Origin of the sequence: Nonomuraea sp. NPDC050536 (assembly GCF_044457685.1) — a bacterium.
GTDB lineage: Bacteria > Actinomycetota > Actinomycetes > Streptosporangiales > Streptosporangiaceae > Nonomuraea.
This window is the reverse complement of the sequence record NZ_JBITHD010000017.1, coordinates 78,732-103,699: the sequence shown is the minus strand read 5'-3', so window position 1 is coordinate 103,699 and position 24,968 is coordinate 78,732. Positions and strand designations below refer to the sequence as shown.

At 72.0% G+C, this 24,968-nt stretch carries 23 protein-coding genes; 12 read left to right on the top strand and 11 right to left on the bottom strand.

Translation table 11 applies throughout. The features are described from left to right. Positions 1-6: 6 nt before the first annotated feature. Together ACIBHX_RS37615 and ACIBHX_RS37610 are read right to left on the bottom strand one after the other, a co-directional pair. On the bottom strand, positions 7-819 hold the full coding sequence (locus ACIBHX_RS37615; protein ID WP_397072212.1) for an NAD(P)H-binding protein: 813 nt from the start codon (positions 817-819) through the stop codon (positions 7-9). Positions 820-848: 29 nt separating this feature from the next. Next, complete coding sequence (locus tag ACIBHX_RS37610; RefSeq protein ID WP_397072211.1) at positions 849-2,207, bottom strand: MFS transporter; 1,359 nt, start codon at positions 2,205-2,207, stop codon at positions 849-851. Between the two features lie 91 nt (positions 2,208-2,298). Between ACIBHX_RS37610 and ACIBHX_RS37605 the strand changes: the two genes are divergently transcribed. Further along, positions 2,299-2,766: a MarR family winged helix-turn-helix transcriptional regulator gene (locus ACIBHX_RS37605; RefSeq protein ID WP_397072210.1), complete on the top strand. Its 468-nt coding sequence runs from the start codon at positions 2,299-2,301 to the stop codon at positions 2,764-2,766. A gap of 28 nt (positions 2,767-2,794) precedes the next feature. On the opposite strand, the gene iolD is transcribed toward ACIBHX_RS37605, so the two are convergent. Genes iolD through iolC form a run of 4 tightly spaced genes read right to left on the bottom strand, consistent with a single transcriptional unit; the run spans position 2,795 to position 7,293 of the window. Further along, positions 2,795-4,627 carry a 3D-(3,5/4)-trihydroxycyclohexane-1,2-dione acylhydrolase (decyclizing) gene (iolD, locus tag ACIBHX_RS37600; RefSeq protein WP_397072209.1) on the bottom strand — a complete coding sequence of 611 codons (1,833 nt, stop codon included), beginning with the start codon at positions 4,625-4,627 and terminating at the stop codon, positions 2,795-2,797. Continuing rightward, positions 4,624-5,451, bottom strand: coding sequence for a 5-deoxy-glucuronate isomerase (gene iolB / locus ACIBHX_RS37595; RefSeq protein ID WP_397072208.1), 828 nt, complete (start codon positions 5,449-5,451; stop codon positions 4,624-4,626). Before iolB ends, iolD begins: the two co-directional genes overlap by 4 nt. After that, positions 5,448-6,353: a deoxyribose-phosphate aldolase gene (locus tag ACIBHX_RS37590; protein WP_397072207.1), complete on the bottom strand. Its 906-nt coding sequence runs from the start codon at positions 6,351-6,353 to the stop codon at positions 5,448-5,450. The genes iolB and ACIBHX_RS37590 overlap by 4 nt, the downstream gene beginning before the upstream one ends. Next, positions 6,346-7,293 carry a 5-dehydro-2-deoxygluconokinase gene (gene iolC / locus ACIBHX_RS37585; RefSeq protein WP_397072206.1) on the bottom strand — a complete coding sequence of 316 codons (948 nt, stop codon included), beginning with the start codon at positions 7,291-7,293 and terminating at the stop codon, positions 6,346-6,348. Before iolC ends, ACIBHX_RS37590 begins: the two co-directional genes overlap by 8 nt. A 214-nt stretch (positions 7,294-7,507) precedes the next feature. Between iolC and ACIBHX_RS37580 the strand changes: the two genes are divergently transcribed. From ACIBHX_RS37580 to ACIBHX_RS37545, 8 genes are read left to right on the top strand one after another with little or no spacing between them, the layout of a single operon-like run. Continuing rightward, the gene (locus tag ACIBHX_RS37580; protein ID WP_397072205.1) at positions 7,508-8,887 is read left to right on the top strand and encodes an extracellular solute-binding protein; all 1,380 of its coding nucleotides are present in this window, start codon (positions 7,508-7,510) and stop codon (positions 8,885-8,887) included. After that, positions 8,862-9,779, top strand: a complete 918-nt coding sequence (locus ACIBHX_RS37575; RefSeq protein ID WP_397072204.1) for a carbohydrate ABC transporter permease — start codon at positions 8,862-8,864, stop codon at positions 9,777-9,779. The genes ACIBHX_RS37580 and ACIBHX_RS37575 overlap by 26 nt, the downstream gene beginning before the upstream one ends. Beyond that, on the top strand, positions 9,776-10,660 hold the full coding sequence (locus ACIBHX_RS37570; RefSeq protein WP_397072203.1) for a carbohydrate ABC transporter permease: 885 nt from the start codon (positions 9,776-9,778) through the stop codon (positions 10,658-10,660). Before ACIBHX_RS37575 ends, ACIBHX_RS37570 begins: the two co-directional genes overlap by 4 nt. Further along, the gene (locus ACIBHX_RS37565; RefSeq protein WP_397072202.1) at positions 10,660-11,724 is read left to right on the top strand and encodes an ABC transporter ATP-binding protein; all 1,065 of its coding nucleotides are present in this window, start codon (positions 10,660-10,662) and stop codon (positions 11,722-11,724) included. Before ACIBHX_RS37570 ends, ACIBHX_RS37565 begins: the two co-directional genes overlap by 1 nt. Then, positions 11,721-12,896, top strand: a complete 1,176-nt coding sequence (locus ACIBHX_RS37560) for a CehA/McbA family metallohydrolase (protein ID WP_397072201.1) — start codon at positions 11,721-11,723, stop codon at positions 12,894-12,896. The genes ACIBHX_RS37565 and ACIBHX_RS37560 overlap by 4 nt, the downstream gene beginning before the upstream one ends. Continuing rightward, a complete protein-coding gene (locus ACIBHX_RS37555) occupies positions 12,893-13,801 on the top strand; it encodes a TIM barrel protein (RefSeq protein WP_397072200.1) in 909 nt (302 codons plus the stop codon). Before ACIBHX_RS37560 ends, ACIBHX_RS37555 begins: the two co-directional genes overlap by 4 nt. Next, entirely contained in the window at positions 13,798-14,868 is a 1,071-nt protein-coding gene (locus ACIBHX_RS37550) for a Gfo/Idh/MocA family protein (RefSeq protein ID WP_397072199.1), read from the top strand. Before ACIBHX_RS37555 ends, ACIBHX_RS37550 begins: the two co-directional genes overlap by 4 nt. Then, entirely contained in the window at positions 14,865-17,540 is a 2,676-nt protein-coding gene (locus ACIBHX_RS37545) for a glycoside hydrolase family 38 C-terminal domain-containing protein (RefSeq protein WP_397072198.1), read from the top strand. Before ACIBHX_RS37550 ends, ACIBHX_RS37545 begins: the two co-directional genes overlap by 4 nt. 27 nt (positions 17,541-17,567) lie before the next feature. Here the strand turns inward: ACIBHX_RS37545 and ACIBHX_RS37540 are convergent, their stop codons facing one another. Further along, a complete protein-coding gene (locus tag ACIBHX_RS37540; protein ID WP_397072197.1) occupies positions 17,568-18,176 on the bottom strand; it encodes a TetR/AcrR family transcriptional regulator in 609 nt (202 codons plus the stop codon). A gap of 67 nt (positions 18,177-18,243) precedes the next feature. On the opposite strand from ACIBHX_RS37540, the gene ACIBHX_RS37535 reads away from it, so the two are divergent. Beyond that, positions 18,244-19,203 (top strand): NADP-dependent oxidoreductase, encoded by a 960-nt coding sequence (locus tag ACIBHX_RS37535; protein ID WP_397072196.1) that lies wholly within the window; start codon positions 18,244-18,246, stop codon positions 19,201-19,203. Here ACIBHX_RS37535 and ACIBHX_RS37530 read toward each other — a convergent pair. Beyond that, positions 19,200-20,648: a PucR family transcriptional regulator gene (locus tag ACIBHX_RS37530; RefSeq protein WP_397072195.1), complete on the bottom strand. Its 1,449-nt coding sequence runs from the start codon at positions 20,646-20,648 to the stop codon at positions 19,200-19,202. The genes ACIBHX_RS37535 and ACIBHX_RS37530 overlap by 4 nt on opposite strands. Before the next feature lie 70 nt (positions 20,649-20,718). On the opposite strand from ACIBHX_RS37530, the gene speB reads away from it, so the two are divergent. Beyond that, positions 20,719-21,708 carry an agmatinase gene (gene speB, locus ACIBHX_RS37525; protein WP_397072194.1) on the top strand — a complete coding sequence of 330 codons (990 nt, stop codon included), beginning with the start codon at positions 20,719-20,721 and terminating at the stop codon, positions 21,706-21,708. Here the strand turns inward: speB and ACIBHX_RS37520 are convergent. The 3 genes from ACIBHX_RS37520 to ACIBHX_RS37510 are packed head-to-tail and all read right to left on the bottom strand — an operon-like array spanning position 21,671 to position 23,681. Then, on the bottom strand, positions 21,671-22,405 hold the full coding sequence (locus tag ACIBHX_RS37520; protein ID WP_397072193.1) for an ABC transporter permease: 735 nt from the start codon (positions 22,403-22,405) through the stop codon (positions 21,671-21,673). The genes speB and ACIBHX_RS37520 overlap by 38 nt on opposite strands. Further along, positions 22,402-23,226, bottom strand: coding sequence for an ABC transporter ATP-binding protein (locus tag ACIBHX_RS37515; protein ID WP_397072192.1), 825 nt, complete (start codon positions 23,224-23,226; stop codon positions 22,402-22,404). The genes ACIBHX_RS37520 and ACIBHX_RS37515 overlap by 4 nt, the downstream gene beginning before the upstream one ends. Beyond that, the gene (locus ACIBHX_RS37510; protein ID WP_397072191.1) at positions 23,211-23,681 is read right to left on the bottom strand and encodes a YceI family protein; all 471 of its coding nucleotides are present in this window, start codon (positions 23,679-23,681) and stop codon (positions 23,211-23,213) included. The genes ACIBHX_RS37515 and ACIBHX_RS37510 overlap by 16 nt, the downstream gene beginning before the upstream one ends. Before the next feature lie 111 nt (positions 23,682-23,792). On the opposite strand from ACIBHX_RS37510, the gene ACIBHX_RS37505 reads away from it, so the two are divergent. After that, the gene (locus ACIBHX_RS37505) at positions 23,793-24,965 is read left to right on the top strand and encodes a sensor histidine kinase (RefSeq protein WP_397072190.1); all 1,173 of its coding nucleotides are present in this window, start codon (positions 23,793-23,795) and stop codon (positions 24,963-24,965) included. The last annotated feature ends 3 nt before the right edge of the window (positions 24,966-24,968 follow it).

The window sequence follows — 24,968 nt, the reverse complement described above, 5'->3', positions numbered from 1 at the left end:
GAACCCTCAGGATGCGAAGGCATCGGCGTGGTCGCGCGCCCACGTGGCGAACGTGCGGGGAGCGCGGCCGGTGAGCGTCTCCACGTCGGAGGTCAGGGTGGCGGGGCGGCCGTCGCAGGACTGCCACCAGTCCAGGAGGGCGTCGGCGTACTCGGGGCGCATGTAATCGCCCATCGCGGCCTTCCACTGCTCGCGGGTGACCGCCTCGGTGGGGATGGCGCGCCCGACGGCCGCGGCGAGGATCTCCGCCTGGTCGGTGAAGCTGAGCGACTCCGGACCGGTCAGCGTGTAGGGGCGGCCGGCCTTGCCGGGTTCGGTGAGCACGGCCAGCGCGGCCTCGGCGATGTCGGCCTCGTGGATGGCGTCACTGTGCGCGTTCGGGTAGGGCAGAGTGATCGGCCGCCCGGAGCGCAGCGCCCACGCCCAGCCGAGTGCGTTGCTCGCGAACGCGCCAGGGCGCAGCGAGGTCACCTGGAGCGGGGAGTCGAACAGCGCGCGCTCGACCTCCAGGTGCGACTTGGCCAGCGGGCTGTCGTCGGCGTCGGGGCTGAGGACCGAGGACGAGGAGAGCAGCACGACGTGGCGGACGCCCGCCGCGACGGCCTGCTCGGCGAAGGCGGCGGGGTGGCCGGCGTTGGCGTAGAGGAAGACGGAGGTCACGCCTTCCAGCGCGGGCGCGAACGTGGCGGGGTCCGACAGGTTCAGGGTGACGGCGGCGTCGGCGGAGCTGGAGGCGGCGCGGAACGGCAGGCCGCGCTCGCGCAGCAGGGAGATCAGGTGCGTGGCGACGGCGCCACGGGAGCCGGTGACGAGAATCATGGGAAGGTCCTCCAAGGACGAGAAAGGGTTCAGGAGTGGTGGGCCAGTGCCCGGCGAGGCAGCAGCCAGACCAGGCCACAGCAGGCCAGGATCGCGACGGCGACCAGCAACAGGGCCGCGGCCACTGAGCCGAAGGAGACGGTGACGACCGCGGCGGCGCCGATGGCGTTGGCCAGTTGCTGGACCGCGGTGAGTGAGCCGCTGGCGCTGCCGGCCTCGTGCGGGTCGACGTCGCCGATGGTGACGTCGAAGACCGTGCCGAAGCAGGTGCCCATGCCGAGCCCGATGACCAGCACCGGGCAGGCGAGCAGCCAGGCGGACGGCGCCGGGACGAGCAGGAGCAGCCAGCCGACGCCGGCGAGCGTGACCAGCAGCCCGGCGAAGATCAGGGTGCGGCCGAGTGAGGCGACGAGCCGCCGGCAGACGATCGAGGCGACGACGATCCCGGCCGCCACGGGGGACAGGCCGAGCGCGGCCTGCAGCGGCCCGTAGCCGAGGCCGTTCTGCATGAACAGCGACAGCACGTACAGCAGCCCGGAGACCGCGGCGAAGAACACGACGCTCAGCACGAGCCCGAAGGTGAAGCCGCGGTTGCGCAGCAGCGAGGGCACGACGAGCGGGGCGGGCGCGGTGACCTGGCGCCGGCAGAACAGGGCGAAGCAGACCAGCCCGGCGGCCAGCGAGCCGAGCGGTAGCGCGGACCAGCCGTGGCCGGATCCGTCGATCAGGCCGTAGAGCAGGCCCAGCATGGTGAGCGCGAGCAGCGTGGCGCCAGGGCCGTCGAGGGTGACGGAGCGGTCGCCCGCGTCGCGGGGGAGCAGGCGGTGGGCGGCGATCAGGGCGCCCCCGCCGAGCACGAGGTTGATCAGGAACATGGCGCGCCAGCCGGTCCCCAGCAGGTCGGCCTGGATCAGGAACCCGGCCAGGATGGGGCCGCCGACGGCGGACAGCCCGAGCGCAGGGCCGAAGGCGCTGAACGCCCTGGCGCGCTGCTCGCGCGGGAAGACCGTGGTGAGGATGCCGAAGCCCTGCGGGACGAGCAGGGCGCCGAACGCCCCCTGGACCAGCCGGGACACGATGAGCATGGCCGGAGTGACGGCGAGGCCGCACGCGGTCGAGGCCACGATGAAGCCGGCCATACCGGCCAGGAAGAGGCGGCGCCTGCCGTACTTGTCGCCCAGGCGGCCGCCCACGACGAGCAGCACGCCCAGCGCGAGCGCGTAGGCGGCGCCCAGCCACTGGATGAGGGTCTCGCCGCCGCCCAGGTCGGCGGCGATGGTGGGGGCGGCGATGTTGGTGATGGTGGAGTCGAGCAGGTCGATCACCGCGGCGGCGAGGATGACCGCGAGCACGGCGTATGGGCGGGCGCGGGGTTGCGCGAGGAACACGGGGAAGTCTCCTGAGCTATAATCGCGACACACATATTGCGTGAAGAAGATGTTGTGCGACGCACATAAATATGGAGGGTCAGGAGGCGCCATGTCAAACAGGGACGACAAGCTGGCGCGGATCATCGCGGAGAGCCAGCGCCACTACGCGGCGTACGTGCTGCTCAACCAGGCCCTGGCGGAGCATCTGGGCCTGCATCCGACCGATCTGCAGTGCGTGTCGCTGCTCGACTCGAAGGAGGGCCCGATGCCGACGGGGGAGATCGCCCGGCTGACGGGCCTGACGGCAGGCTCGGCCTCCAGGCTGGTCGACCGCCTGGAGAAGGCCGGTCTGGTGGTACGGCAGGCCGATCCGCACGACCGGCGCAAGGCGCTCGTCGAGCTGGTCCCCGAGGCGCGGGCCAGGATCGGCGAGGCGTGGCGGATCCCCGGCACGGCCTATGGCCAGGTGCTGAGGCGATATTCGGATGCCGAGCTCGATGTGATCGCCGACTACCTGCGGCGCGCGGGCGAGGTGGGCATCGTGCAGGCGGAAAGGCTGAGGCGCCCACCCCGGTGAGTCCGAGATGGGCGCCCGTGAGCGTGACTTACAGGTGCGGGTGCTGGGAGCGCTTGGCCTCGGCGTAGGCGGCGTGCAGCGGGGACGTCTCGGCCACCGGCACGTCCCACCAGGCCTCCGAGGAGGGCGAGTCGAGCAGCGGGTCTGTCCTGACGTAGATGACCGTGGTCTCCTCGGCCGCCCTGGCTGCCGCCAGGGCCTTGCGCAGGTCCTCCAGCGAGTCGGGCCGCACGACCGTGGCGCCCAGGCTGGCCGCGTTGGCCGCCAGGTCGACCGGCAGCGGCCCGCCGTCGTAGCGGCCGGTGCCGCGCAAACCGTAGGAAGTGCCGAGCCGCTCGGCGCCGACGCTCTCCGACAGGCGCCCGATCGAGGCGAAGCCGGAGTTGTCGACCAGCACCACGATCAGCTTGACCCCCTCGGCCACGGCGGTGACCAGCTCCTGGGCCATCATCAGGTAGGAGCCGTCGCCGACCATGACGAAGACCTCGCGCTCGGGCGCGGCCAGCTTCACGCCGAGCCCGCCGGCGATCTCGTAGCCCATGCAGGAGTAGCCGTACTCGACGTGGTAGCTGCCCGGGCCGCTGGGCCGCCAGAGCTTGTGCAGGTCGCCGGGCATCGAGCCGGCCGCGCACACCACCACGCCGTCATGGCCGGCCGCGGCGTTGACCGCGCCGATCACCGCCGGCTGCGGCAGCGGCGTGCCGTCCATCGCGAAGGCCGCCTCGACCGTGGCGTCCCAGGCGAGGGTCAGCTCGGCGGCGCGGGCCCGGTAGCCGTCCTCGGGGGCCCAGCCGCGGCAGGCCTCGGTCAGGTCCGCCAAGCCCTCGCGGGCGTCGGCCACCAGCTGCACGCCCGACAGCTTGGCCGCGTCGAAGGAGGTGATGTTGAGATTCACCACCGCGGCGTCGGCGCCGAAGATCGAGCGCGAGGCGGTGGTGAAGTCGCTGTAGCGGGTGCCCACGCCGATGACCAGGTCGGCCTCGCGGGCGAGCGCGTTGGCCGCCGTCGTCCCCGTCGCGCCGACCGCCCCCACCGCCAGCTCGTGCCCGTACGGCAGGCTGCCCTTGCCCGCCTGCGTCTCGGCCACCGGGATGCCGTACGTCTCGGCGAAGGCGCGCAGCTGCTCGGTGGCCTCGCTGTAGATGACCCCGCCGCCCGCCACGATGATCGGCCGCCTGGCGGTCTTGATGAGGTCGGCCGCCCGTGCCAGCGCCGCCCGTTCCGGCCTGGGCCGCGGGACGTGCCAGACGCGCCTGGCGAACAGCTCCTCAGGCCAGTCCCACGCCTCGGCCTGCACGTCCTGCGGCAACGCCAGCGTCACCGCGCCCGTCTCGGCCGGGTCGGTCAGCACCCGCATCGCCGCCAGCAGCGCCGGCGGCAGCTGCTCGGGCCGGTTGATCCGGTCCCAGAACCGGGAGACGGGCTTGAAGGCGTCGTTGACCGAGATGTCGTAGGAGCGCGGGTCCTCCAGCTCCTGCAGCACCGGGTTGGCCACCCGGGTGGCGAACACGTCGCCGGGCAGCAGCAGCACGGGCAGCCGGTTGATCGTCGCGCCCGCCGCCCCCGTGACCATGTTCGTCGCGCCGGGACCCACCGAGGTGGTGCAGGCCAGCGTGGACAGCCGGTTGCTCGCCCGCGCGTAGCCCGCCGCAGCGTGCACCATCGCCTGCTCGTTGCGCGCCAGCCGGTACGGCAGGCCCTCCTGCGGTGAGGTGGCCAGCGCCTGGCCGAGCCCCGCCACGTTGCCGTGGCCGAAGATGCCGAACACGCCGCCGAACAGGCGATGCTCGACCCCGTCCCGCTCGGTCCACTGGCCGGCCAGGAAACGCACCACCGCCTGGGCGACGGTCAGTCGCGTCATGGGTTCCTCCCGAAGGGCAGTCGCGGGTCGAGCGCCTGATCGGCCCAGGAGCCGCGGATCCAGGCGTGGGCGGGGTCGTCGCAGAAGGCCATCGACCGCTCCTCGGCCGGGCCCGCCAGGACGTTCAGGTAGTACAGGTTGTAGCCGGGCGCGGCCATCGACGGGCCGTGGTAGCCGTAGGGGACCAGGACCACGTCGCCGGGGCGCACTTCGGCCAGCGTGTCGATGTGGCCGCGTTCCGAGGTGTACACGCGCTGGTAGCCGGGGCCGCCCTCGAAGTAGTAGATCTCCTCGAGCACGGCCTCGCCCGGGTTCGGGGTGTCGTGCTTGTGCGGCGGGTACGACGACCAGTTGCCGCCCGGGGTGAGGACCTCCACGGCCATGAGCCTGTCGCAGTCGAAGGCCCCGGGCGAGCAGAAGTTGTTCACCTGCCGGGTCGACTGCCCCGCACCCCTGATCTCCACGGCCACGTCAGAGGCGGGCACGTACCGGGGCTCCAGCGCGCGGGTGGCCTGGGCGCTCGGCAGGGCGATCCGGCCGGCGCCATCAAGCCGCACATGCGTGTTTATCGGGATATAGGCGAAATCGGAGGGGCCGGAGAAGACGGACTCGCGGCCCTTCAGGTCGAAGGTCCCCTCGCCGTAGGCCACGGTGCAGGAACCCGCCAGCGGGAGGACCAGCATCTCCTCGTCGCCGGAGGAGAATTCCACCGGGCCGTCCAGATCGACGACGCGCAGGCCGGAGTAGGTCCACCCGGCCGTCGACGGGGTGATCTCGACCGACCACGGGTCCCTGGCGGCCTTGCCGTACGGGATGTGTGTCATGGGCTCACCTCGCGGACCAGGGCGGCGGCGGCGTCCACGGCGGTGGCGACGTCGTCGTCCGGTGGGTAGAGCAGGGCCCGGCCGACCACCAGGCCCCGCACGCCGGGCAGTTGGAGTGCGCGGCCCCAGTCGGCGTAGGCCGCGTCGATGTCGGGCGGGTCGCCGCCGAGCAGCAGCGCGGGCAGCGTGGTGGCCGCCATCACGCGCTCCATCTCGGCCACCGCCGGGATCTTGAGCCAGGTGTAGGCGGAGGTCACGCCGAGCGCCTGGCCGATGCTGATCGCGCGGATCACGGCGTCGGGCGACAGGTCGTTGCGGACCGAGCCCGCCGGAGTGCGCCCCGACCAGAACGGCTCGACCATCGCCACCAGGCGCCGGCGCGCCAGGTCGGTGACGGCGCGGGCGCACGACTCCAGCGTGGCGACCGTGGCGGGGTCGGCCGGGTCGATGCGGCACAGCATCTTGCCGCCGTCCAGGCGCATGGCGTCGATCGACGGCGCGTCGAACCCGGTGAAGCGATCGTCCAGCTCGAAGACCGAGCCCTGCAGGCCGCCCCTGTTCATCGAGCCGAAGGCCAGCTTGCCCTCGAGCGCGCCGAGCAGCAGCAGGTCCTCGAGCACGTCGGGCGAGGCCAGGATGCCGTCGACGCCGGGCCTGGCCAGCGCCACCTGCAGGCGGCGGAGCAGGTCAGCACGGCTGGCCATGGCCAGCGGCCTGTCGCGCACCGCCAGCGCGCCGCGGGCCGGGTGGTCGGCGGCGATGATGAGCAGCCGCTCGTCCTCGCCGGGCAGGCCACGCCGCTGGCGCCGGGCCGCGGCTGCGGCGATCTCCTCGGGGTTGGTGGCCCTGATGCGGGTCAGGTCCTCGTAGCGGGCCGGCCGGGGAAGGGTGGTCTCAGTCAACGTCCGCTCCGGCGGTCTTGAGGAGCGTGAGCACCTCGTCGGTGGTGGGCATGGCATCCGAGCAGGCCAACTGGCCGGCGACGAAGGCGCCGGCGGCGTTGGCGAAGCGAACTGTGCGTTCCAGCGGCCAGCCGCGCACCAGCCCCAGGCTGACCGCGCCGCCGAAGGCGTCGCCCGCGCCCAGGCCGTTGACCACCTCGACCTCCACGGGCTCGACCACCGCGTGCTCGTCCGCGCTGCGCGCGAGCACCCCGCGTGGGCCCATCTTGACGATCGCCACCTTCATCCCGGCGTCCAGCAGCGCCTGGGCGGCCGCCTCCGGGTCACGGGTGCCGGTGACCACCTCGACCTCCTCCAGGTTGCCCACCGCCACATTGGCGTGCCCGAGCACCGAGCGGTAGACCTCGGGCGCCCTGCCGGGGGAGTCCCACAGCATGGGGCGGTAGTCCAGGTCGAACACCGTCCAGCCGGAGGTGCGGGCCTCCAGCGCGGCGCGGTGCGCGGCCAGGCTGGGCTCCTGGCTCAGCCCTGTGCCGGTGAACCAGAAGACCCCGGCGCCGCCGATGGACTCCAGGTCCAGGCTATCCGGGCTGACCTGCAGGTCCGGAGGATGCTCGCCGCGGTAGAAGTACAGCGGGAAGTCGTCGGGTGGGAAGATCTCGCAGAACGTGACCGGCGTGGGCGGGCCGTGCACGGTGCCCACGTAGCGATCGTCCACGCCGTATCCGCGCAGGGCCTGCCGTACGAACTCGCCGAAGGGATCCGCCCCCGTGGCGGTGATCACAGCGGAGCGCAGCCCGTGCCGGGCCGCGGCGACCGCCACGTTGGTCGGGCTGCCACCGAGGAACTTGCCGAACGTCTCGACGCGGGGCAGGCCCACGCCGGTCTGCAGCGGATAGATGTCGACGCCAGAGCGGCCGATCGTGATCAGGTCGAACAACGCACCTCCAGGGACGGAGCTTCCACCACACTATGACACATTGTCATGACATACTCATGTCCTCTATGTTGCAGTTTGTAGCTAAACGGGCGGATGTAGCTCCTGGGGCGTCTGGACATCCTCCTGAGATATGGCCCGGTCTTTACGTCATATGAATGTCATGACATATTGGCCCACGGGCTTCCTCCCCTCAAGGACCTGTCGGAGGCTATGAATGGGATTGCGAAAAACGGTCGCCGTCCTCGGCGTAGCCGCTCTGGCGGCCGCCGGATGTGGCGGCTCCTCGGGCGGCAGCGGTGACACGATAGAGCTCACGATCGCGCAGAACGCCATCGCGGGCGGCAAGAACGCAGCGGCGGCGGACTTCGTGGCCAACTGGGTGATCCCCAAGTTCGAAGCGGCTGAGAAGGCCAAGGGGAAAGACGTCAAGGTCAAGTTCGTCCCCAGCGGCGTCGACGACGAGCAGTACAAGACCAAGCTCTCCCTGGACCTCAAGTCCGGCAAGGGTGCCGACGTGATCGACATCGACGGCATCTGGGCGGGCGAGTTCGCCGAGGCGGGCTACATCAAGCCGCTGTCGGACCTGGTGGGCGCGAACGCGGACAAGTGGGACGGCTGGCAGCAGATCCCCGAGTCGGTCCAGGGCCTGGCCACCTTCAACGGCAAGAAGTACGCCCTGCCCATCGGCACCGACGGCCGCGTCCTGTACTTCAACAAGACGCTCTTTCAGAAGGCCGGGCTCCCGGCCGACTGGCAGCCCAAGAGCTGGCAGGAGATCCTCGACGCGGGCGCCAAGCTGAAGAGCGCGGGCATCCCGACGCCGATCCAGATCAACGCCGGCACCGCCATGGGCGAGGCCACCTCGATGCAGGGCGTGCTGCCGCTGCTCGCGGGCGCCGGCGGCGAGGTGCAGAAGGACGGCAAGTGGACCGGTGCGTCCCAGCCGCTCAAGGACGCGCTCGGCCTCTATCAGAAGATCTACGGCGGCAGCGGCCTCGGCGATCCGAAACTCCAGCAGGAGGCCAAGGGCCGGGACAAGTCCTTCGCCGAGTTCGCCGCCGGCAAGATCGGCATCCTGATGGAGGGCGACTACTTCTGGCGGGGCGTCATCAACCCCAAGGACGGCGTCGCCAAGATGGCCGACCGCGACCAGACCGTGGGCTACGCGCTCATCCCGGCCATCGAGCCCGGTAAGGGCCTGCGCGGCCAGGACTTCGTCAGCATGTCCGGCGGCGCGCTGCGCGCGGTCAACCCCAACAGCAAGCACCCGCAGGAGGCCTTCGACCTGGCGGCCTTCACGCTCTCCCCGGACGCGCTGAAGGAGGAGACCAAGAACGGCAACGTGCGCATCACCCCGCGCACGGACGTCAACAAGGAGATCCTCTCCGGCGAGCCGCTGCTGTCCTTCATCTCGGACAAGGTGCTGCCCCTGACGGCCTACCGGCCGCCGGTCGCGGTCTATCCGCAGGTGTCGGCGGCGCTCCAGGAGGCCACGGCCGAGGTCGTCGGCGGCAAGACGCCGGACCAGGCGGCGGCCGACTACCAGCAGAAGCTCGAAGGACTAGTCGGTGGCGCTGGCAACATCGCCTCCTGAGGCACCCGCGAACGGACGCTACAGCTCCGACGCGGCAGGTCTCGGCCGGCTCCGCGCGGGCGCGTTCCTCGCGCCCGCGCTGGTCCTCATCGCGATCTTCCTGGTCTTCCCCGCTCTCTGGGTCATCTACCTGGGGCTGACCAACTATCGCCTCACCGGCCTCGCGGCCAGGCACCCCCAGCTGGTCGGGCTCGGCAACTTCGGCAAGGCCCTGGCCGACGGCTCCTTCTGGAGCTCGACCTGGCTGACCGTCCAGTTCGTGCTCGGCTCGGCCGTCATCGGCCAGGTCGTGCTCGGCTTCACGATCGCCTGGCTGCTGCGCGACAGGACGGGACCGCTCAAGCGGATCGTCGAGGGCCTGGTCATCCTGGCCTGGATCCTGCCCAGCGCGGTCGTGTCGTTCCTGTGGGTCGCGCTGCTCGACCGCGACGGCGGCACGCTCAACCTGCTGCTGCACACGCCCGGCTTCGGCTGGCTGCTCGATCACCCGATGCTGTCGATCGTCGTCTTCAACACCTGGCGCGGCACCGCCTTCTCGATGATGCTGTACGGCGCGGCCCTGGGGAACGTGCCCCCCTCCCACCTGGAGAGCGCCCGCCTGGCCGGGGCCTCGAGCTGGCAGCAACTGCGGGACGTGGTCTTCCCGCACATCCGCGGGCACATCCTGACCAACCTGCTGCTGATCAGCCTGTGGACGTTCAACGACTTCACCCCGTTCATGCTCACCGCCGGAGGCCCCGACGGTAAGTCCGAGGTGCTGGCCGTCCACGTGTACAAGGTCGCGCTGCAGGGCGGCGAGCTGGGCGTGGGCGCCGCGGTCTCGACCATCATCCTGCTGATCAACCTGGTGGTGGCGGTGTTCTACCTCCGGCTCCTGCGGAGCAAGCCATGACCGAACGTAGTGAGGGCATCAATGAACACAGCACACTGGTTGTGGCCGACGTAGGAGGCCTCAACCCAAGATTCGTGGCCGGGCGGATCGGGTTCTACGTGCTGATCGCCGTGCTGCTGGCCTTCTTCACGATCCCGCTGCTGTGGCTGGCCACCGCGCCGTTCACCTCCGACCCGACCTACCAGGTCGGGGTGCCCGACTTCACGCTGGACAACTTCACCGCGATCCTCGAGCACCCCTACGCGCTGCCCTCGCTGCTGAACTCGCTCGTGCTGGCGGTCGGCACCGCGCTGCTCGTGGTGATCTTCGCGGCGCTGGCCGCCTACGCGCTCAGCCGGGTCCGGATTCCCGGGCGGGACGCGCTGCTGTACGCGCTGCTGCTGCTCTCCTCGATCATCACCGGCACCGCGGCCATGGTGCCGCTGTTCCAGCTGGCGGTGGAGCTCAACCTGATCGACTCGCAGTTCGGGCTGATCCTCATCCTGACCGGCGGCCTGCTGCCCGCGGCGATCTTCATGCTCAAGGACTTCATGGATTCCACACCCAAGTCCTACGAGGAGTCCGCCAGGGTCTTCGGCGCCTCGCCGCTGCAGATCGTCCGGCACGTGGTGGTGCCGCTGGTGCGGCCGGGCCTGGCCACGATCGCGGTCTGGGCCATCGCCAACGTGTGGGGCAACTTCCTCATGCCGTACCTGCTGCTGAGCGACGTCGAGAAGCAGCCCGCCGCGGTGATCATGTACACCCTCTACACCGAGGGCGGCCAGGCCAACCTCAAGCTGCTGTCGGTGTTCGGGCTGCTCTACTCGATCCCTGTGGTCCTGATGTACCTGTTCGTCAGCAAGAAGTACGGCTTCCGCTTCCACGGAGGGATCAAGCGCTGATGGCCGCAATCGAACTGCGAGGCCTGACCAAGGTCTACCCCGGGGGCGTGACCGCGCTCGACGCGCTCGACCTGGCCATCCCCGACGGCGAGTTCTTCGCCCTGCTCGGCCCGTCCGGATGTGGCAAGACCACGCTGCTGCGCACCATCGCGGGGCTGGAGACGGCCACCGGCGGCTCGGTGGTCATCGGCGACCGCGACGTCACCGGTGTCCAGCCGGGCGCCCGTGACATCGCGATGGTCTTCCAGGACTACGCGCTGTTCCCGCACATGGACGTGACGGACAACATCGCCTACCCGCTGCGGATCAAGAAGATGGCCAAGGCCGCACGGTCCGGCAAGGCGCGCGAGGTCGGCGCCCGGCTCGGCCTGGAGCAGCTGATGGACCGCCGGCCCGGTCAGCTGTCGGGCGGCCAGCAACAGCGTGTCGCGCTCGCCCGCGTGATGGCCACCCAGGCCCAGGCGTTCCTGTTCGACGAGCCGCTGTCCAACCTGGACGCCCGGCTCCGCCTGGAGGCGCGCACGTTCCTGAAGAAGCTGCAGCGTGAGCTGGGCGTCACCACGGTCTTCGTCACCCACGACCAGGCCGAGGCGCTGGCGATGGCCGACCGGATGGCGGTCATGGAGTTCGGGCACATCCGGCAGATCGGCACCCCGGCCGAGGTGTTCCAGCGGCCCGCCAACACCTTCGTGGCCGGATTCATCGGCTCGACTCCGATGAACCTGCTCGACGCGGTGGTCCGGGGTGACACGCTGGAGGTGGCCGGGTGCAAGGTGCCCGTTCCGACCTCCGCGCGCGGCCTGCTCACCGACGGGGAGAAGATCGTGTACGGCGTGCGGCCCGAGTACAACGCCTACTCCGCCGAGCCGGTCGACGGCTCGCTGAGCGGGAAGGTCGCCATCGTGGAGAACCTGGGCGCCTCCCACCTCGTGACGCTGGAGGTCAACGGCGTGACAGTGCAGACCACGGTCCCCGAGGGCGACGAACCCGAGGTGGGCGCGGAGGGGCATGCCGTACCGCGGGCCGACAGAGCGTTGGTGTATCGCGACGGGGAGCTGGTGTGATCACGGGTCATTGGTCGCTGGAGGACCGGCTGGAGCGGGTGCTGCGGGAGGTGCCGTTCGAGGTGCCCGCGGGGGCGAGGTCGGTGACCGTCAGGCTGGACTACGACCGCTCGCGCGGGGTGCTCGACCTGGGCTGCGGCTCGCCCGACGGGTTCCGTGGCTGGTCGGGCGGCGCGCGCGACGAGTACACGATCACCGCGGACTGGGCCACCCCCGGCTACCTGCCGGGAGAGCTCGAGCCGGGCGTCTGGCACGTCTGGCTGCGGCTGCACCGGATCCCGCCGGAGGGGCTCGACTACACGCTCGACATCTCCTTCGACGCCCAGGAACGGCCGGCCACCGCCGAGCCGCCGGTGGCCGAGCGCCCGCCACGTCGTGAAATTCCGGAAATCGATGGGATGCGGTGGTATGCCGGGGACTTCCACTCCCACACGGTGCACAGCGACGGCTCGCTGACCATCGAGGAGCTGGCCGAGCTGGCCAAGTCCCGAGGACTGGACTTCCTCGCCGTCACCGACCACAACACGGTCAGCCACCACCCCTGGCTCGCCAAGATCGACCGGGGCATCGCGCTGCTGCCCGGCCAGGAGGTCACCACCGACCGCGGCCACGCCAACGTCTTCGGCGACGTGGGCTGGGTCGACTTCCGCGAGCCCGCCGACTCCTGGGTACGGCACGCCCAGCGGGAGGGCGGGCTCATCTCGATCAACCACCCGCTCGGCGGCGACTGCGCCTGGCTGCAACCGCTCACCGAACGGCCCAGGATCGCCGAGGTCTGGCACTCCGGCTGGTGGGACCGCCGCTGGGGCGCCCCGCTGGCCTGGGCGCAGGCCTGGCGCGACGACGTGATCCCGATCGGCGCCAGCGACTTCCACCGCCACGGCGACGACGGCCCGCCCGGCGCGCCCACCACCTGGGTCCTGGCCGCGGACACCAGCCTCGTCTTCGAGGCCGTGGCCGCCGGCCGTACCGCGATCTCGGCTGGCCCTGGAGACCCGCTGCTGGTCAGGCTGGGGGACGAGCTGCTCGCGCTGGACGCCGACGGCCTGATCCTGGTCCGCCCCGGCGGCGCCCGCCAGGTGATCCGCGGAGACCGCGCCCTGGTGCCCGCCGAGGCGGGAACGCACCGCCTGGAAACCTACGAGAACGAAGTGATGGCGATATGCGCATGAGGAAAGTTGCCAACGCTCCGGTCAGCTTCGGCGTGTTCGAGCTCAGCGACGCGCCGCCACCGCTGACGGCCGACGAGATGGTCGATGCGCTGAGCGCTGCCGGGTACGAGGGCATCGACATGGGTCCGATCGGCTACCTGGGCACCGGCTCCGAGCTGGTCGATCGGCTCAAGCGCGCCGAGCTGCCGCTGGCCGGCGGCTGGGTGGACCTGCGCTACAGCGACGCGCGGGCCTTCGCCGACGGGCTGGCCGGGCTGGAGGCCGCGCTGGAGGTGTTCACCGCGGCCACCGGCTACTGGGAGGGCGAGGTGCCCGAGCACTTCGCGCCCAGGCCGACGCTGGCCTGCTCCGGCTCGCCCGCGCGCTTCGCCAGGCCCGGAGGCAGCGCGCCCGGCCTCACGGCACAGGAGTGGCCCGCCTACGCCCAGCGGGTCCAGCAGGCGACGGACCGCTGTCGCGAGCGCGGCCTCGAACCCGCCTTCCACCACCACCTGGGCACCTACGTGGAGACACCGCAGGACGTGGAGCGGCTGCTCGAGCTGACCGACGTGCAGCTCTGCCTGGACACCGGGCACCTGCTGCTGGCCGGGGGCGACCCGGTGACGGCCATCCGCGACTGGGCCGGCCGGGTGGGCCACGTGCACATCAAGGACGGCGACCGCGCCATCCTGGCCCAGGCCCTCGCTGACGGCGTCGACCTGCGCGAGCTCATGGGCCGCGGCGGCTTCGCCCCGCTCGGCAAGGGCGAGCTGGACCTGCCGGGCGTGGTGCGCGCGCTCGACGAGATCGACTACCAGGGCTGGGTCATCATCGAGCAGGACACCCTGCCGGGCCGGCGGACTGTTGAGCAGAACATCGCCGATCAGGCCGCCAATCGCGAGATGCTGAGGGAGTGTGGGCTATGAAGGTGGCGTTGGTCGGGTGCGGCGCCGTCACACAGGCCGTCTACGTTCCTCTGCTGTCGCGCCGCCGTGACCTGTTCGAGGTCACGGCCGTCTGCGACCTGTCGCGCACGCTCGCCGACGTCGTCGGTGACCGGCTCGGCGTCGCCCGCCGCTACCTGTCGCTGGGCGACATGCTCGCCGACGGCGGCTTCGACGCGGTGATCATGCTGGCCTCCGGCTCCCATGGCGAGGCCGTACGGCAGGCCCTCGCGGCCGGTCACGCCGTGCTGTGCGAGAAGCCGCTCGCACTGACCCAGGCGGAGGTGGCGGCGCTGCCCGAGGGGCGGCTGATGGTCGGCTACATGAAGCAGTACGACCCGGCGGTGCTGCGAGCGGAGCAGGAGCTGGCCGCGCTCGGCGGGCCGGAGGTGATCAGGACGGTCGAGGTGACCGTGCTGCACCCCAGCGGCGAGTCGCAGCTGGCCTTCGCCAACCTCGCGCAGGCCCGCGACGTGGACGTGGCGCCGCTGCGGGCCGCCGAGGACGCGCTGGTCTCCCAGGCGCTCGGCGCCGAGGCGCCCGCCGCGGTGCGGGCGCTCTACGGGGTGGCGCTCGGCTCCATCTGCCACGACCTGTCGCTGCTGCGGCGCTTCACCGGCTCGCCCGACGAGATCTCGCACGTCGCGACCTGGGGGCCCGGGCCGGGATCCATCGAGATCTCCGGCTCGCTGCCGGTGCGCGGGCGGTTCTCGATCCGCTGGCACTACCTTGAGGACTACCCGGCCTACCGGGAGACCGTGGCCATCCATCACGACAAGGGTTCGCTGGAGCTCGTCTTCCCCTCGCCGTACCTGCTCAACGCGCCGACCACGCTGACCGTGGTGTCGGGTGGCGAGAGCCGTACCGAGGTCAGGGACGTCACCGAGGCGTTCGAGACGCAGCTGGTGGCCTTCCACGCCTTCGTGAACGAGGGCAAGCCGCCGCTCACCGGCAAGGACGGCGGGCTGGCGGACATCGTCACCGCGCAGCGCATCGCCGCCCGCTACGCCGTACAGAACGACCTGCCCATCGGAGGGGAAGCTCGTTGAGCGAGATCGTCGTTGTCCCGCACACGCACTGGGACCGGGAGTGGTACGAGCCGTTCCAGCGGTTCAGGCTGCGGCTGGTGGCGCTGCTCGACGAGGTGCTCCAGCGGATGGAGCGCGATCAGGACTACCACTTCACCCTCGACGGGCAGCTGGCCTGCGTCGACGACTACCTGGAGGTGCGGCCGGAGAACCGCGGCCGCATCGCCAAGCTCGTCGAGTCGGGGCGGCTGGCCGTCGGGCCGTGGCAGATCCTGCTCGACGAGTTCCTCTGCTCAGGCGAGACCATCGTCCGCAACCTGGAGCTGGGCATGGCCAGGGCGGACGAGCTCGGCGGGGCCATGCCGGTCGGCTACCTGCCGGACATGTTCGGTCACACCGCTCAGATGCCGCAGATCCTGCGGCTGGCCGGGCTCGAGCACGCCTGCGTCTACCGCGGGGTGCCGTCGTCGGTGGTCACGGACGCCTTCGCCTGGGTCGCGCCCGATGGTACGGCGGTGCGGACGCAGTACCTGCCCGCCGGCGGATACGGCAACGGGGCGCACCTGTTCGAGGCGCCCGACCAGCTGGCCAGGCGGGCCAAGCAGTTCACCGCCACGATGCGCAAGTGGCACGGCCCGGTCGGGCCGCTGCTGGCCATGTACGGCACCGACCATTCGGCGCCGGTGGCCGGGCTGCCCGCGATGGTGACCGAGCTCGGCGCCCGCATGGACACGCTGTCCGGCTACATCCTTGCGATCGAGGACTTCGGCGACCTGCCCCCGGTCGCCGGCGAGCTGCGCTCGCACGCCAGGGCCAACATCCTGCCCGGCGTGATCTCCATCAGGCCGCACCTCAAGCAGGCCATGGGCCGCGCCGAGCGGATGGTCGAGCGGTACGCCGAGCCGCTGGCCGCGCTGTGGAGCAAGGACTGGCCCGGCCGGTTCCTGGACATGGCGTGGTGGCGCCTGGTCGACGCCAGCGGCCACGACTCGATCACCGGCTGCGGCGTGGACGAGACGGCACAGCAGGTGGCCGCCCGCATCGCCGAGGCCGAGCACCTGGGGCAGGCCGTACGCGACATGGTCACCGCCGAGCTGGCCAGGAACGTGCCGACCGGCGGCACGCTGGTCGTCAACCCGACGCCCGCCGCCCGCCGTGGCGTCGTCCTGGTCGACGTGCCCGGGTACGACCAGCTCGAGGATGCGGCCGGCCTGGGCGTGCACAGCCAGCCGCTGATCCAGCAGCCGACGCTGCTTCTCGACGAGCGGATGGACCCGGCCACCGCCCTGACCTTCGTCCACGGCACCGAGCTGTACGGCCAGCAGATCACCGGCTGGGGCATCGACGGCGACACGCTGGTGTTCACCGTCGCGCCCGTGTCCGAGGCCGCCTTCGACGTCGACGAGGTGCGCAAGCACATCGCCGGGCTGACGCGGGTCCGCATCGAGGCCGAGCCCAGGCGCACCGTGGCCGCGCTCGTCGAGGTGCCGCCGCTGGGCCACGCAGCCATCCGCCCGACCCAGGCCGATCTGCCGCGCCCCGCCGCCGCCTTCGTGCGCCGCAAGGAGAACGTGCTCGACAACGGGCTGGTGAAGGTCACCGTAGAGGAGGACGGCACGCTCACGGTGACCAGCGCCGACGGGGTGACCGTCAGGGGCGCGGGCAGGATCGTCGAGGGCGGCGACGTGGGCGACACCTACAACTTCGCGCCCCCTGAGTCGGACCTGTTCGTCGAGTACCCGGCCACCGTCGACGTCGAGCCCATGTCGTCGGGGCCGCTGGTGGGCGAGCTGCTCGTCCGGCGGGTCTACCACTGGCCGGAGATGACCAAGGACGAGGGCGCGGAGTTCCTGCCCGGCGTGCGCCGCAAGGGCGCCGAGCGCGTCCGCGTGGACACATGGGTCGAGCTGCGGGCCGACGAGCCGTTCGTGCGGCTGCACGTGGAGTTCGACAACCGCTCGGACGACCACCGGGTCAGGCTGCACGTCCCGCTGCCGGAGCCGGCGACCTCGTCGTTCGCCGAGGGGCAGTTCGCGGTCGTGGAGCGCGGGCTGACGGCGGAGGGCGGCTGCGGCGAGACGCCGCTGCCCACCTTCCCCGCCTCCTCCTGGGTGGCGGCCGGGGGAGCGGCGGTGCTGCTCGAGCACGTCACCGAGTACGAGCTGACCGGTGACGAGCTGGCGCTGACGCTGCTGCGCTCGGTCGGCTACCTCTCCCGCAACCGCAACCCGCTGCGGCCGGAGCCCGCCGGGCCGCAGCTGCCCACCCCGGCGGCCCAGTCGCGCGGGCTCAGGTCGGTGTCGATGGCGATCATGCCGTACGTGGACGCGACCGAGGGCCGCTGGCCTTCGGTGACGCCGTGGAAGAAGGTGGCGGCCGCAGCCGAGGTGTTCAGGCACGAGCTGGTGGTCGTGCCGGGCACCGGCGACGCCTCGCTCCCGCTGCCCCAGCCCGCCGCGGGCCTGTCGGTGAGCGGTGACGGGGTCGTCATGACCTCGCTGCGCCGCCGCGACGGCAGCAAGGAACTGCGGATGCTGGCGCTGGGCGACACACGGGCGGTCGTCGAGGGCGACTTCACCCAGGCCCGCCGTGCCGACCTCCGCGGCCGCCCCGGCGAGCCGCTGGAGGTCACCGACGGCAGCCTCACGCTCCCCATGCGCGCCTGGGAGATCGCCACCGTCCAGCTGTCCTGACCCGCCCGTCCCCCGCGCCTGCCGCCATCAGGCTTGGGGGACGAAGTCCCTGCTGGTGGGAGGTGGGACCGGGAGAGGATGCGCGGCCTCGGGGCGGAGGCCGTCGAAGATCATCGCGAGGTAGCGGCGCCAGAGCCCGGGCACGGCGTCGCCCACCGGCAGGGCGGCCTGCGAGGCGGCACCGAGCAGGAGCACGATGTCGTGACCGGTCACATCGGGCCGGACGACGCCCGCCCGCCTGGCCCGGTCGGCGAGAGACTCCGCCACACCGGCCAGGCGGTCGCTCGCGGCCCTGATGGCCGGATCGCTCCGCGACATCTCCGCCGTCACCTGGCAGAACGACCTGTCGGCCGCCGTCAGCTCGACGCCCGCCGTCATGAACGCCAGCAGCGCCGCCCCGGGATCCTCCGCCTCCAGCAGGCCCTTCCCGGTGGCCGCCAGCCCGTCGAGCTGGTCGCAGAAGATGGCCGCGACCAGTTGCTCCTTGCTGTCGAAATGCCGGAACACGGTGCCCTTGCCCACCCCGGCCCGCGCCGCGATCCGCGCGATCGACACATCCATCCCGTTCTCGGCGAACTCCGCCGCTGCGGCATCCAGCAGCAGCCTCCTGTTACGCGCGGCGTCGGCCCTGATCATGCCCTCATCCTAACTAACCGGACCATACGGTCATGTTAAGTGCTAACCTGACCGCATGGTCCGTTTCATGCATGCGCTCGTCGCCAGGCAGTACGGCGAGCCCGACGTCCTGGCACTCGAAGAGATCCCGATCCCCGAGCCCGGCCCCGGCCAGATCCAGGTCCGCATCGCCGCCACCGCGCTCAACCCTGCTGACCTGCGCCTGCTCAGCGGCGTACTGCGCGGGTCCGTGCCGCTGACCTTCCCGCACGTCCCAGGCAGCGACTTCGCCGGTACGGTCACCGTCACCGGCCCCGGTGTGACCCGCTTCGCTCCCGGCGACAATGTGTTCGGCCTGGGCCTGCCCAGGCCGACGGCGGCCATGGCGGAGATCGTCTGCACACCGCCCTCGCTGACGACCGGCACCATGGCCGAGTACGCCGTCTTCGACGCCGACGCCCCCGCCATCGCGCCCCGCCCCGCCCACCTGGACCCGGTGGCGGCCGCGTCGATCCCCATGGCAGGCCTGACCGCGCTGCCGCTGCTGCGCGCGCTGAAGGCCGAGCCCGGAGACCCGGTCCTGGTCATCGGCGCCGCCGGAGGGGTCGGCACGGCGGCGGTGCCGCTGATGGCCGCCGCGAAGTTGCACGTCATCGGGACCGCCCGCCCGGAGGACGAGGAGTTCGTGCGGGACCTGGGCGCGGCCGAGGTGATCGGCTACCGCGACGTGGACACCGTGGCGGAGACGCTGCGGCGCCATCCCGGGGGCGTGGCGGCGCTGGTCAACCTGGCGATGCCCGGAGATCGGCTGACCGAGGCCGCCCGGGTCGTCCGCCCCGGCGGCCAGGTGCTGAACATCGCCTACCCCCAGCCGGATCCCGCCGTCATCGAGACCGTCTTCACCGCCGCGCGCCACGGAGACCTGGCCGATCTCGCCACCCGCCTGCCGCTCGTGCCCGTCAGGCACTACCCGCTGCGGGAGGCGGTCAGGGCGTACGCGGATCTGGCAGGCACACACGTCAGGGGCAAGCTCGTGGTGACCGTCTAGAGCATGCCGAGCTGGTCGGCCGCGCGCAGCGCCAGCCACACCTCGGCGAAGGCCGTCGTGGAGGTCAGGTCCCTGCCGGTCAGGGCGGCGAAGCGGCGCAACCGGTAGGCCAGCGTGTTCGGGTGGACGTGCAGGGCGGCCGCCGCCTCGTCGGTGCGGCGGTCGCGCTCCATCCAGGTGCGGGCCGAGGTCACCAGCTGCGAGTCGTGCGCCGCGTCGTAGGCGAGCACCGCGCCGAGCACGTGGTCGACCAGGGCCGACAGCGTGGAGGCGTCGCCGGGCAGCCACCGGCCGGTGGGGTCGTCGCCGTAGCCGACCAGGGTACGGCCGGCCTCGGCGGCCCGGGTGGCGGCCCACGCGGCCTCCCGCTGGGCCACCCGCATGCTCTCGCCGGGCGGGAACGGCCTGCTCATCCCGATGTGCACGCCCTCCAGCGCGGCGGCGGCCGTACCCAGGGCGGGCGGGCCGAGCAGGACGTGCTCGTCGCCGCGGCGCAGCATGAGGTGGGGGCGGCCGTCCAGGGCGCGGCGCAGCGCGTCGTCCGGCGCGCCGCGGACGACCAGCAGCACCACGTCGGCCTCCAACGGGATGCCCATCCTGACCAGGCGGCGGCGCGCGGCGGGCGGGTCGAGCAGGTCCTGCAGCAGCTCCGCCAGCGTCTCCGCGCCCTCGCGGCGCAGCGTCTCGCGCTCGTGGCGGGCCATGGCGACCTGCAGCGCCGCGACCGTGGCGATGTGCTGGACCACGGCCAGCCCCGCCGGGCGGGCGCCCTCGCGTTCGAAGGCCACCAGGAACCCGGCGGGCCCGCCGGGCGCGGGCACCGGCAGCACGAAGCCGCCGGGGATCGTGGGCGGCGCGTCCGGCTCGGACGGCAGCACGTCCAGTGACGGCACCGGAACCCCGGGCAGCAGCGGCCTGCCGTACGGCGTGCAGAGGAAGACGTCGTAGCCCGACAGCCGCTCGAGCCGCTTGAACAGCGTGGGCGTGTCGAGGTCCTCGGCGGCCAGCCAGCGCAGCGCGCCGAAGACCTGCAGCTGCGCGCTGAGCCTGTGGTCGCCGTGGACGGAGGCGGCCACCTCCTGCGCGACCGCGATGAACGGCACGGCCAGCGGCACCTCGAGCACCGGCATCCCGCGCTCCTGCGCGGCGTCGAGGAACGCCCGGTGCAGGGGCGGGACGTGCAGCTGGGCCGACAGGGCGAGCGCGGAGACGCCGGCGTCGTCGAGCCGTTCCAGGTAGGCGCGCTGGCGGGCGGCCGGGCGCGGCACGCCGAGGCCCGTGGTCATGATCACCTCGGCGCCGAGCAGCCACGGCGTGGGGTCGTCCAGCTCGCTGACGTGCGCCCACGACACCGACCTGCCCAGCCCCGCCTCTCCGGCAAGCAGGCGCAGTTGCAGGGCGGGCGAGCGAAGCAGGTCCTCCACCGTGAGTTTGTGTTCGCCCACAAAACACACCGTACCTCTCCGTGACTGAGACAATTGCCGCAGCTCAGAGGGCTGACGAACACTGGCACCCATGAACAGAGGTCCCGTCGACTCGAGTCAGGTCCCGCGCTTCGCCGGTCCCGCCACCTTCGCCCGTCTGCCCCGGCTGGACGAGGTCGAGCGGGCGGACGTCGCGGTCGTGGGGGTGCCCTTCGACAGCGGCGTCTCCTACCGGCCCGGCGCCCGCTTCGGACCCGCCGCGGTGCGCGAGGCGTCGCGGCTGCTGCGGCCCTACCACCCGGGCCTGGACGTCTCGCCGTTCGAGCAGGCGCAGGTCGTGGACGCCGGCGACATCGCCGCCAACCCGTTCGACATCCGCGAGGCCATCGAGACCATCGAGGCGGCGGCCGACGGGCTGGACGCCCGGCTGGTCACCATCGGCGGCGACCACACGATCGCGCTGCCGCTGCTGCGCTCGGTCGCGCGCGAGCACGGGCCGGTGGCGCTGCTCCACTTCGACGCCCACCTGGACACCTGGGACACCTACTTCGGCGCCGAGTACACGCACGGCACGCCGTTCCGGCGGGCGGTCGACGAGGGCATCGTCGACACCGAGGCGCTCAGCCATGTCGGCATCCGCGGCCCGCTGTACGGCAAGAAGGACCTCGAGGACGACCGGCGCATGGGCTTCGGGATCCTGACGGCCGCGGACGTGTACCGGCGCGGAGTGGACGAGGTCGTCGAGATGCTGCGCGAGCGCATCGGCGACAGGCCCCTCTACGTCTCCGTCGACATCGACGTGCTCGACCCCGCCCACGCCCCCGGCACCGGGACTCCCGAGGCGGGCGGGCTCACCTCCAGGGAACTGCTGGAGATCCTGCGCGGCCTGGCCGGATGCCGCCTCGTCGGAGCGGACGTGGTGGAGGTCGCGCCCGCCTACGACCATGCCGAGATCACCTCCGTGGCCGCCTCGCACGTGGCCTACGACCTGGTGAGCCTGATGGCCCTGGACGAGGGCGCGGCCGACACCCCGATCCCGCCGATCATTCCGGCCGTGGATCCCATCGGAACCGGCGGATAGCCACCAGCGCTCCCGCCAGGCCCCAGATGGCGAGCACGGCGAGGCTGTGCCAGGTCGGCCCGGTGAGCAGGGCTTGGTTGAACGGCCGCACCGGCAGCACGTCCGAGACCGCGTTCAGCACGTCGGAGTGGATCGGCATGTACGTGCCCGCGACGAACACCAGCGGGAACTGCACCAGCTGCACCACCGCGGGCGCGGCCTCGGCGTTGCGGATCAGCGAGGCCACGGCCACGCCGAGCGCGCAGAAGGCCGCCGCGCCGAGCACGAGCGTGGCCACGATCCCGGGCAGCCGCGCCGGGTCGGGGAACGGCACGCCGTACAGCCGGCCGACGAGCGAGACGAGCAGCACGTCGACGACACTGACCAGCACGCAGTGGGCCAGCAGGCCGACGAAGTAGGTGCGGGCCGGCAGCGGGGTGGCGTGGACGCGCTTGAGTATGCCGTCCTGGCGCCGGGCGGCCAGCACGATCGCCAGCTGGCTGAAGCAGGAGCCGAGCACCGACACCGCGGCGATCGTGGGCACGTAGTACTGCAGCGCCGACATGCCGTAGAAGTAGTCGCCCGTCTCGACGCCGCCGAACAGCGCGCCGAAGATCACGATGACCACGACGGGGAAGACGAACGTGAAGAACGCGCTCTGCGGGTTGCGCCAGAACGACAGCTGCTCGTAGCGGATCTGGTGCCAGATGAGTCTCATGATCGCGTCAGCTCCAGGTAGACGTCCTCCAGGCTGGGCCGGTCCACGGTCAGCCCGTCCAGCACGACGCCGCTCCAGATCAGCTCCCTGAGGGTGCCGGTGGGGTCGTCGGTCTCGAGGGTGACGGGCCCCTCGGGGGTCAGGTAGCTGATGCGGACCTTGGCCGAGTCGCGCCCGCCCAGCGTGGCCGGGGTGCCCGTGGCGACGACGCGGCCGCCGGACATCACCGCCACCCGGTCGGCCAGCTCCTGCGCCTCCTCCATGTAGTGCGTGGTGAGCACGATCGTGGTGCCCGAGTCGCGCAGGTTCCTGATCAGCTCCCAGGCGCCGCGCCGGGCGTTGGGGTCGAAGCCGGTGGTCGGCTCGTCCAGGAAGAGCAGGCTGGGGTTGCCGATCACGCCGAGCGCCAGGTCGAGGCGGCGCTTCTGGCCGCCGGACAGCGCCTTGACCTTGCGCCGCGCCTGCTCGCGCAGGTCGACCAGGTCGATGACCTCGTCCACGTCGCGCGGCGCCGGGTAGTAGCCGGCGTTGCGCGCGATGGTCTCGCGCACGGTCAGGTACGGCTCGACCGCGATGTCCTGCAGCACCAGCCCGATCCGCGCGCGCAGCGCCGGGTCGCGCGGGTCCATGCCCAGCACCTCGACCACCCCGGCGTCCTTGACGCGGAAGCCCTCGATGATCTCCAGCGTGGTGGTCTTGCCCGCGCCGTTCGGGCCGAGCAGCGCGAAGATCTCCCCGTGCTCGACGCCGAAGCTGACCTCCCGTACGGCCCGCACCGCGCCGTACCGTTTGGCCAGGCCTTCCACTACGAGCGCACGCACGTGACCTCCACCCGGATGTCGAGGTAGCGCCCGGCCGTGCCGCGGTAGGCGGTCACGCCGAACTCGGTCCTGTCGACGCGCGTGGTGGCCACGACGGTGAACGAGCCCGACTCCACCTTCGACCGCTCGACGGTCAGCGCCACCGGCCGGGTGACGCCCCGCACGGTCAGCGTCCCTTCCAGCGAGCCGTCGGCACGGAAGGTCATGACGGGGAAGCGGTCGGTGTCGAGCAGGCGGGCCGAGCGCACGCTGGCGTCGCGCTGGTCGTTGCCTGTGTGGAAGCTCCCCGCGTCGATCTCCACCTCGACGCGCGAGTCGGCGAGCGGCTCGGCCACGTCGACGATCCCCGACCGGATGGCGAACGTGCCCCGCACCGGCGCCAGCCCGAACAGGTGCCGGGTCCTGAACGTGATGGATCCCGAGTCGATCTTGTAGCGTCCCAGTTGAGGTGTCATGCCGTCCATTGCACGATCCGGCGCCCGGTCTCCGGCAGGGCCGGCCGTAGGGACCGGGATGCGACTTTCGTAGGTACCTGGCCCTTCACCCGATGTCATACCGTTGGCGGCATGATGCGCAGGCACTGGTTCGCCGTGGACGTGGCGATCGCCGTCGCCTTAGCGCTGCTTGACACCGTGCTGACCCTCACGCACGCGTCCTGGTGGCCTTCGCGGCCGGATGCGCCGGCCTGGGCCCTGCTCGGCGTGCAGGCCCTGGCGTGTCTGTCGCTGGCGGCGCGCCGCAAGGCCCCGCTGACCGTGCTGGTCGTGCTCGGCGCGTTCACCCTGCTCGTGACGCTGCTGATCTGGCCGCTCGGCGCGATCACCCCGGCCAACCCCGACAACTTGTGGGCGCCGTTCGCCACGTCGCTGGCCGCCTACGGCCCGCTCTACTACTGCGGCGAGAACCGCCGCAAGGCCGTCCTCGCGCTGGCCGTCTTCACGCTGATCATCGTGCACCCGTGGCAGCCGTCCGTGCTGCTCATCACGCTCGGCGTGCTCCGCGTCGCCGTCGGCCCGCTGCTCGCGCTCTACTTCGACGCCCGCAGGCGCCTGGTCCAGGCGCTGACCGAGCGCGCCGAGCGCGCGGAACGCGAACGCCATCTGCTGGCCGAGCAGGCCCGCACCGAGGAGCGGGCCCGCCTGGCCGGCGAGATGCACGACGTGGTCACCCACCGGGTCAGCCTGATGGTGCTGCAGGCGGGCGCGCTGCGCATGACCGCCGCCGACGAGGAGACCCGCAGGCAGGCCGAAGAGCTGCGGGTGGCGGGCGTCCAGGCGCTGGACGAGCTGCGCGACCTGGTCGGCATCCTGCGCACGGCGCCCGAGGGCGAGCAGACGCCGTCGGTGGCGGGCTTCGCCGCGCTGGTGGCCGAGTCCACGGCGGTCGGCAACCCGGCCGAGCTCGTCGAGGAGGGCGACCCGGCGCTGGCCTCGCCCGTCGTCGGCCGCACCGCCTACCGGATCGTCAGGGAGGGGCTGACCAACGTGCGCAAGCACGCCCCAGGCGCGCGCGTGACCGTCCGCGTCGAGTACGGCGAGGCGCAGGTGCGCCTGTCGATCCGCAACACGCCGCCCACCCGGGAGGCCGGCGAGCTGGCCGGCACCGGGTCCGGGCTCGGCATCGCGGGCCTGCGCCAGCGCATCGACGTCGTGCACGGCACGCTGCGCGCGGGCCGCGAGCCCGACGGCGGCTTCCGGCTGGAGGCCACGCTGCCCGCCTACGTTCCGACCGGGGTGTAGCCG

Excerpts from the sequence above, each read along its gene's own strand:
- ACIBHX_RS37615 (WP_397072212.1), bottom strand. The coding sequence starts at position 819 with ATGATTCTCGTCACCGGCTCCCGTGGCGCCGTCGCCACGCACCTGATC.
- ACIBHX_RS37605 (WP_397072210.1), top strand. The coding sequence starts at position 2,299 with ATGTCAAACAGGGACGACAAGCTGGCGCGGATCATCGCGGAGAGCCAG.
- iolD (WP_397072209.1), bottom strand. The coding sequence starts at position 4,627 with ATGACGCGACTGACCGTCGCCCAGGCGGTGGTGCGTTTCCTGGCCGGC.
- iolB (WP_397072208.1), bottom strand. The coding sequence starts at position 5,451 with ATGACACACATCCCGTACGGCAAGGCCGCCAGGGACCCGTGGTCGGTC.
- ACIBHX_RS37580 (WP_397072205.1), top strand. The coding sequence starts at position 7,508 with ATGGGATTGCGAAAAACGGTCGCCGTCCTCGGCGTAGCCGCTCTGGCG.
- ACIBHX_RS37570 (WP_397072203.1), top strand. The coding sequence starts at position 9,776 with ATGACCGAACGTAGTGAGGGCATCAATGAACACAGCACACTGGTTGTG.
- ACIBHX_RS37565 (WP_397072202.1), top strand. The coding sequence starts at position 10,660 with ATGGCCGCAATCGAACTGCGAGGCCTGACCAAGGTCTACCCCGGGGGC.
- ACIBHX_RS37555 (WP_397072200.1), top strand. The coding sequence starts at position 12,893 with ATGAGGAAAGTTGCCAACGCTCCGGTCAGCTTCGGCGTGTTCGAGCTC.
- ACIBHX_RS37550 (WP_397072199.1), top strand. The coding sequence starts at position 13,798 with ATGAAGGTGGCGTTGGTCGGGTGCGGCGCCGTCACACAGGCCGTCTAC.
- ACIBHX_RS37540 (WP_397072197.1), bottom strand. The coding sequence starts at position 18,176 with ATGATCAGGGCCGACGCCGCGCGTAACAGGAGGCTGCTGCTGGATGCC.
- ACIBHX_RS37535 (WP_397072196.1), top strand. The coding sequence starts at position 18,244 with ATGCATGCGCTCGTCGCCAGGCAGTACGGCGAGCCCGACGTCCTGGCA.
- speB (WP_397072194.1), top strand. The coding sequence starts at position 20,719 with ATGAACAGAGGTCCCGTCGACTCGAGTCAGGTCCCGCGCTTCGCCGGT.
- ACIBHX_RS37520 (WP_397072193.1), bottom strand. The coding sequence starts at position 22,405 with ATGAGACTCATCTGGCACCAGATCCGCTACGAGCAGCTGTCGTTCTGG.
- ACIBHX_RS37510 (WP_397072191.1), bottom strand. The coding sequence starts at position 23,681 with ATGACACCTCAACTGGGACGCTACAAGATCGACTCGGGATCCATCACG.
- ACIBHX_RS37505 (WP_397072190.1), top strand. The coding sequence starts at position 23,793 with ATGATGCGCAGGCACTGGTTCGCCGTGGACGTGGCGATCGCCGTCGCC.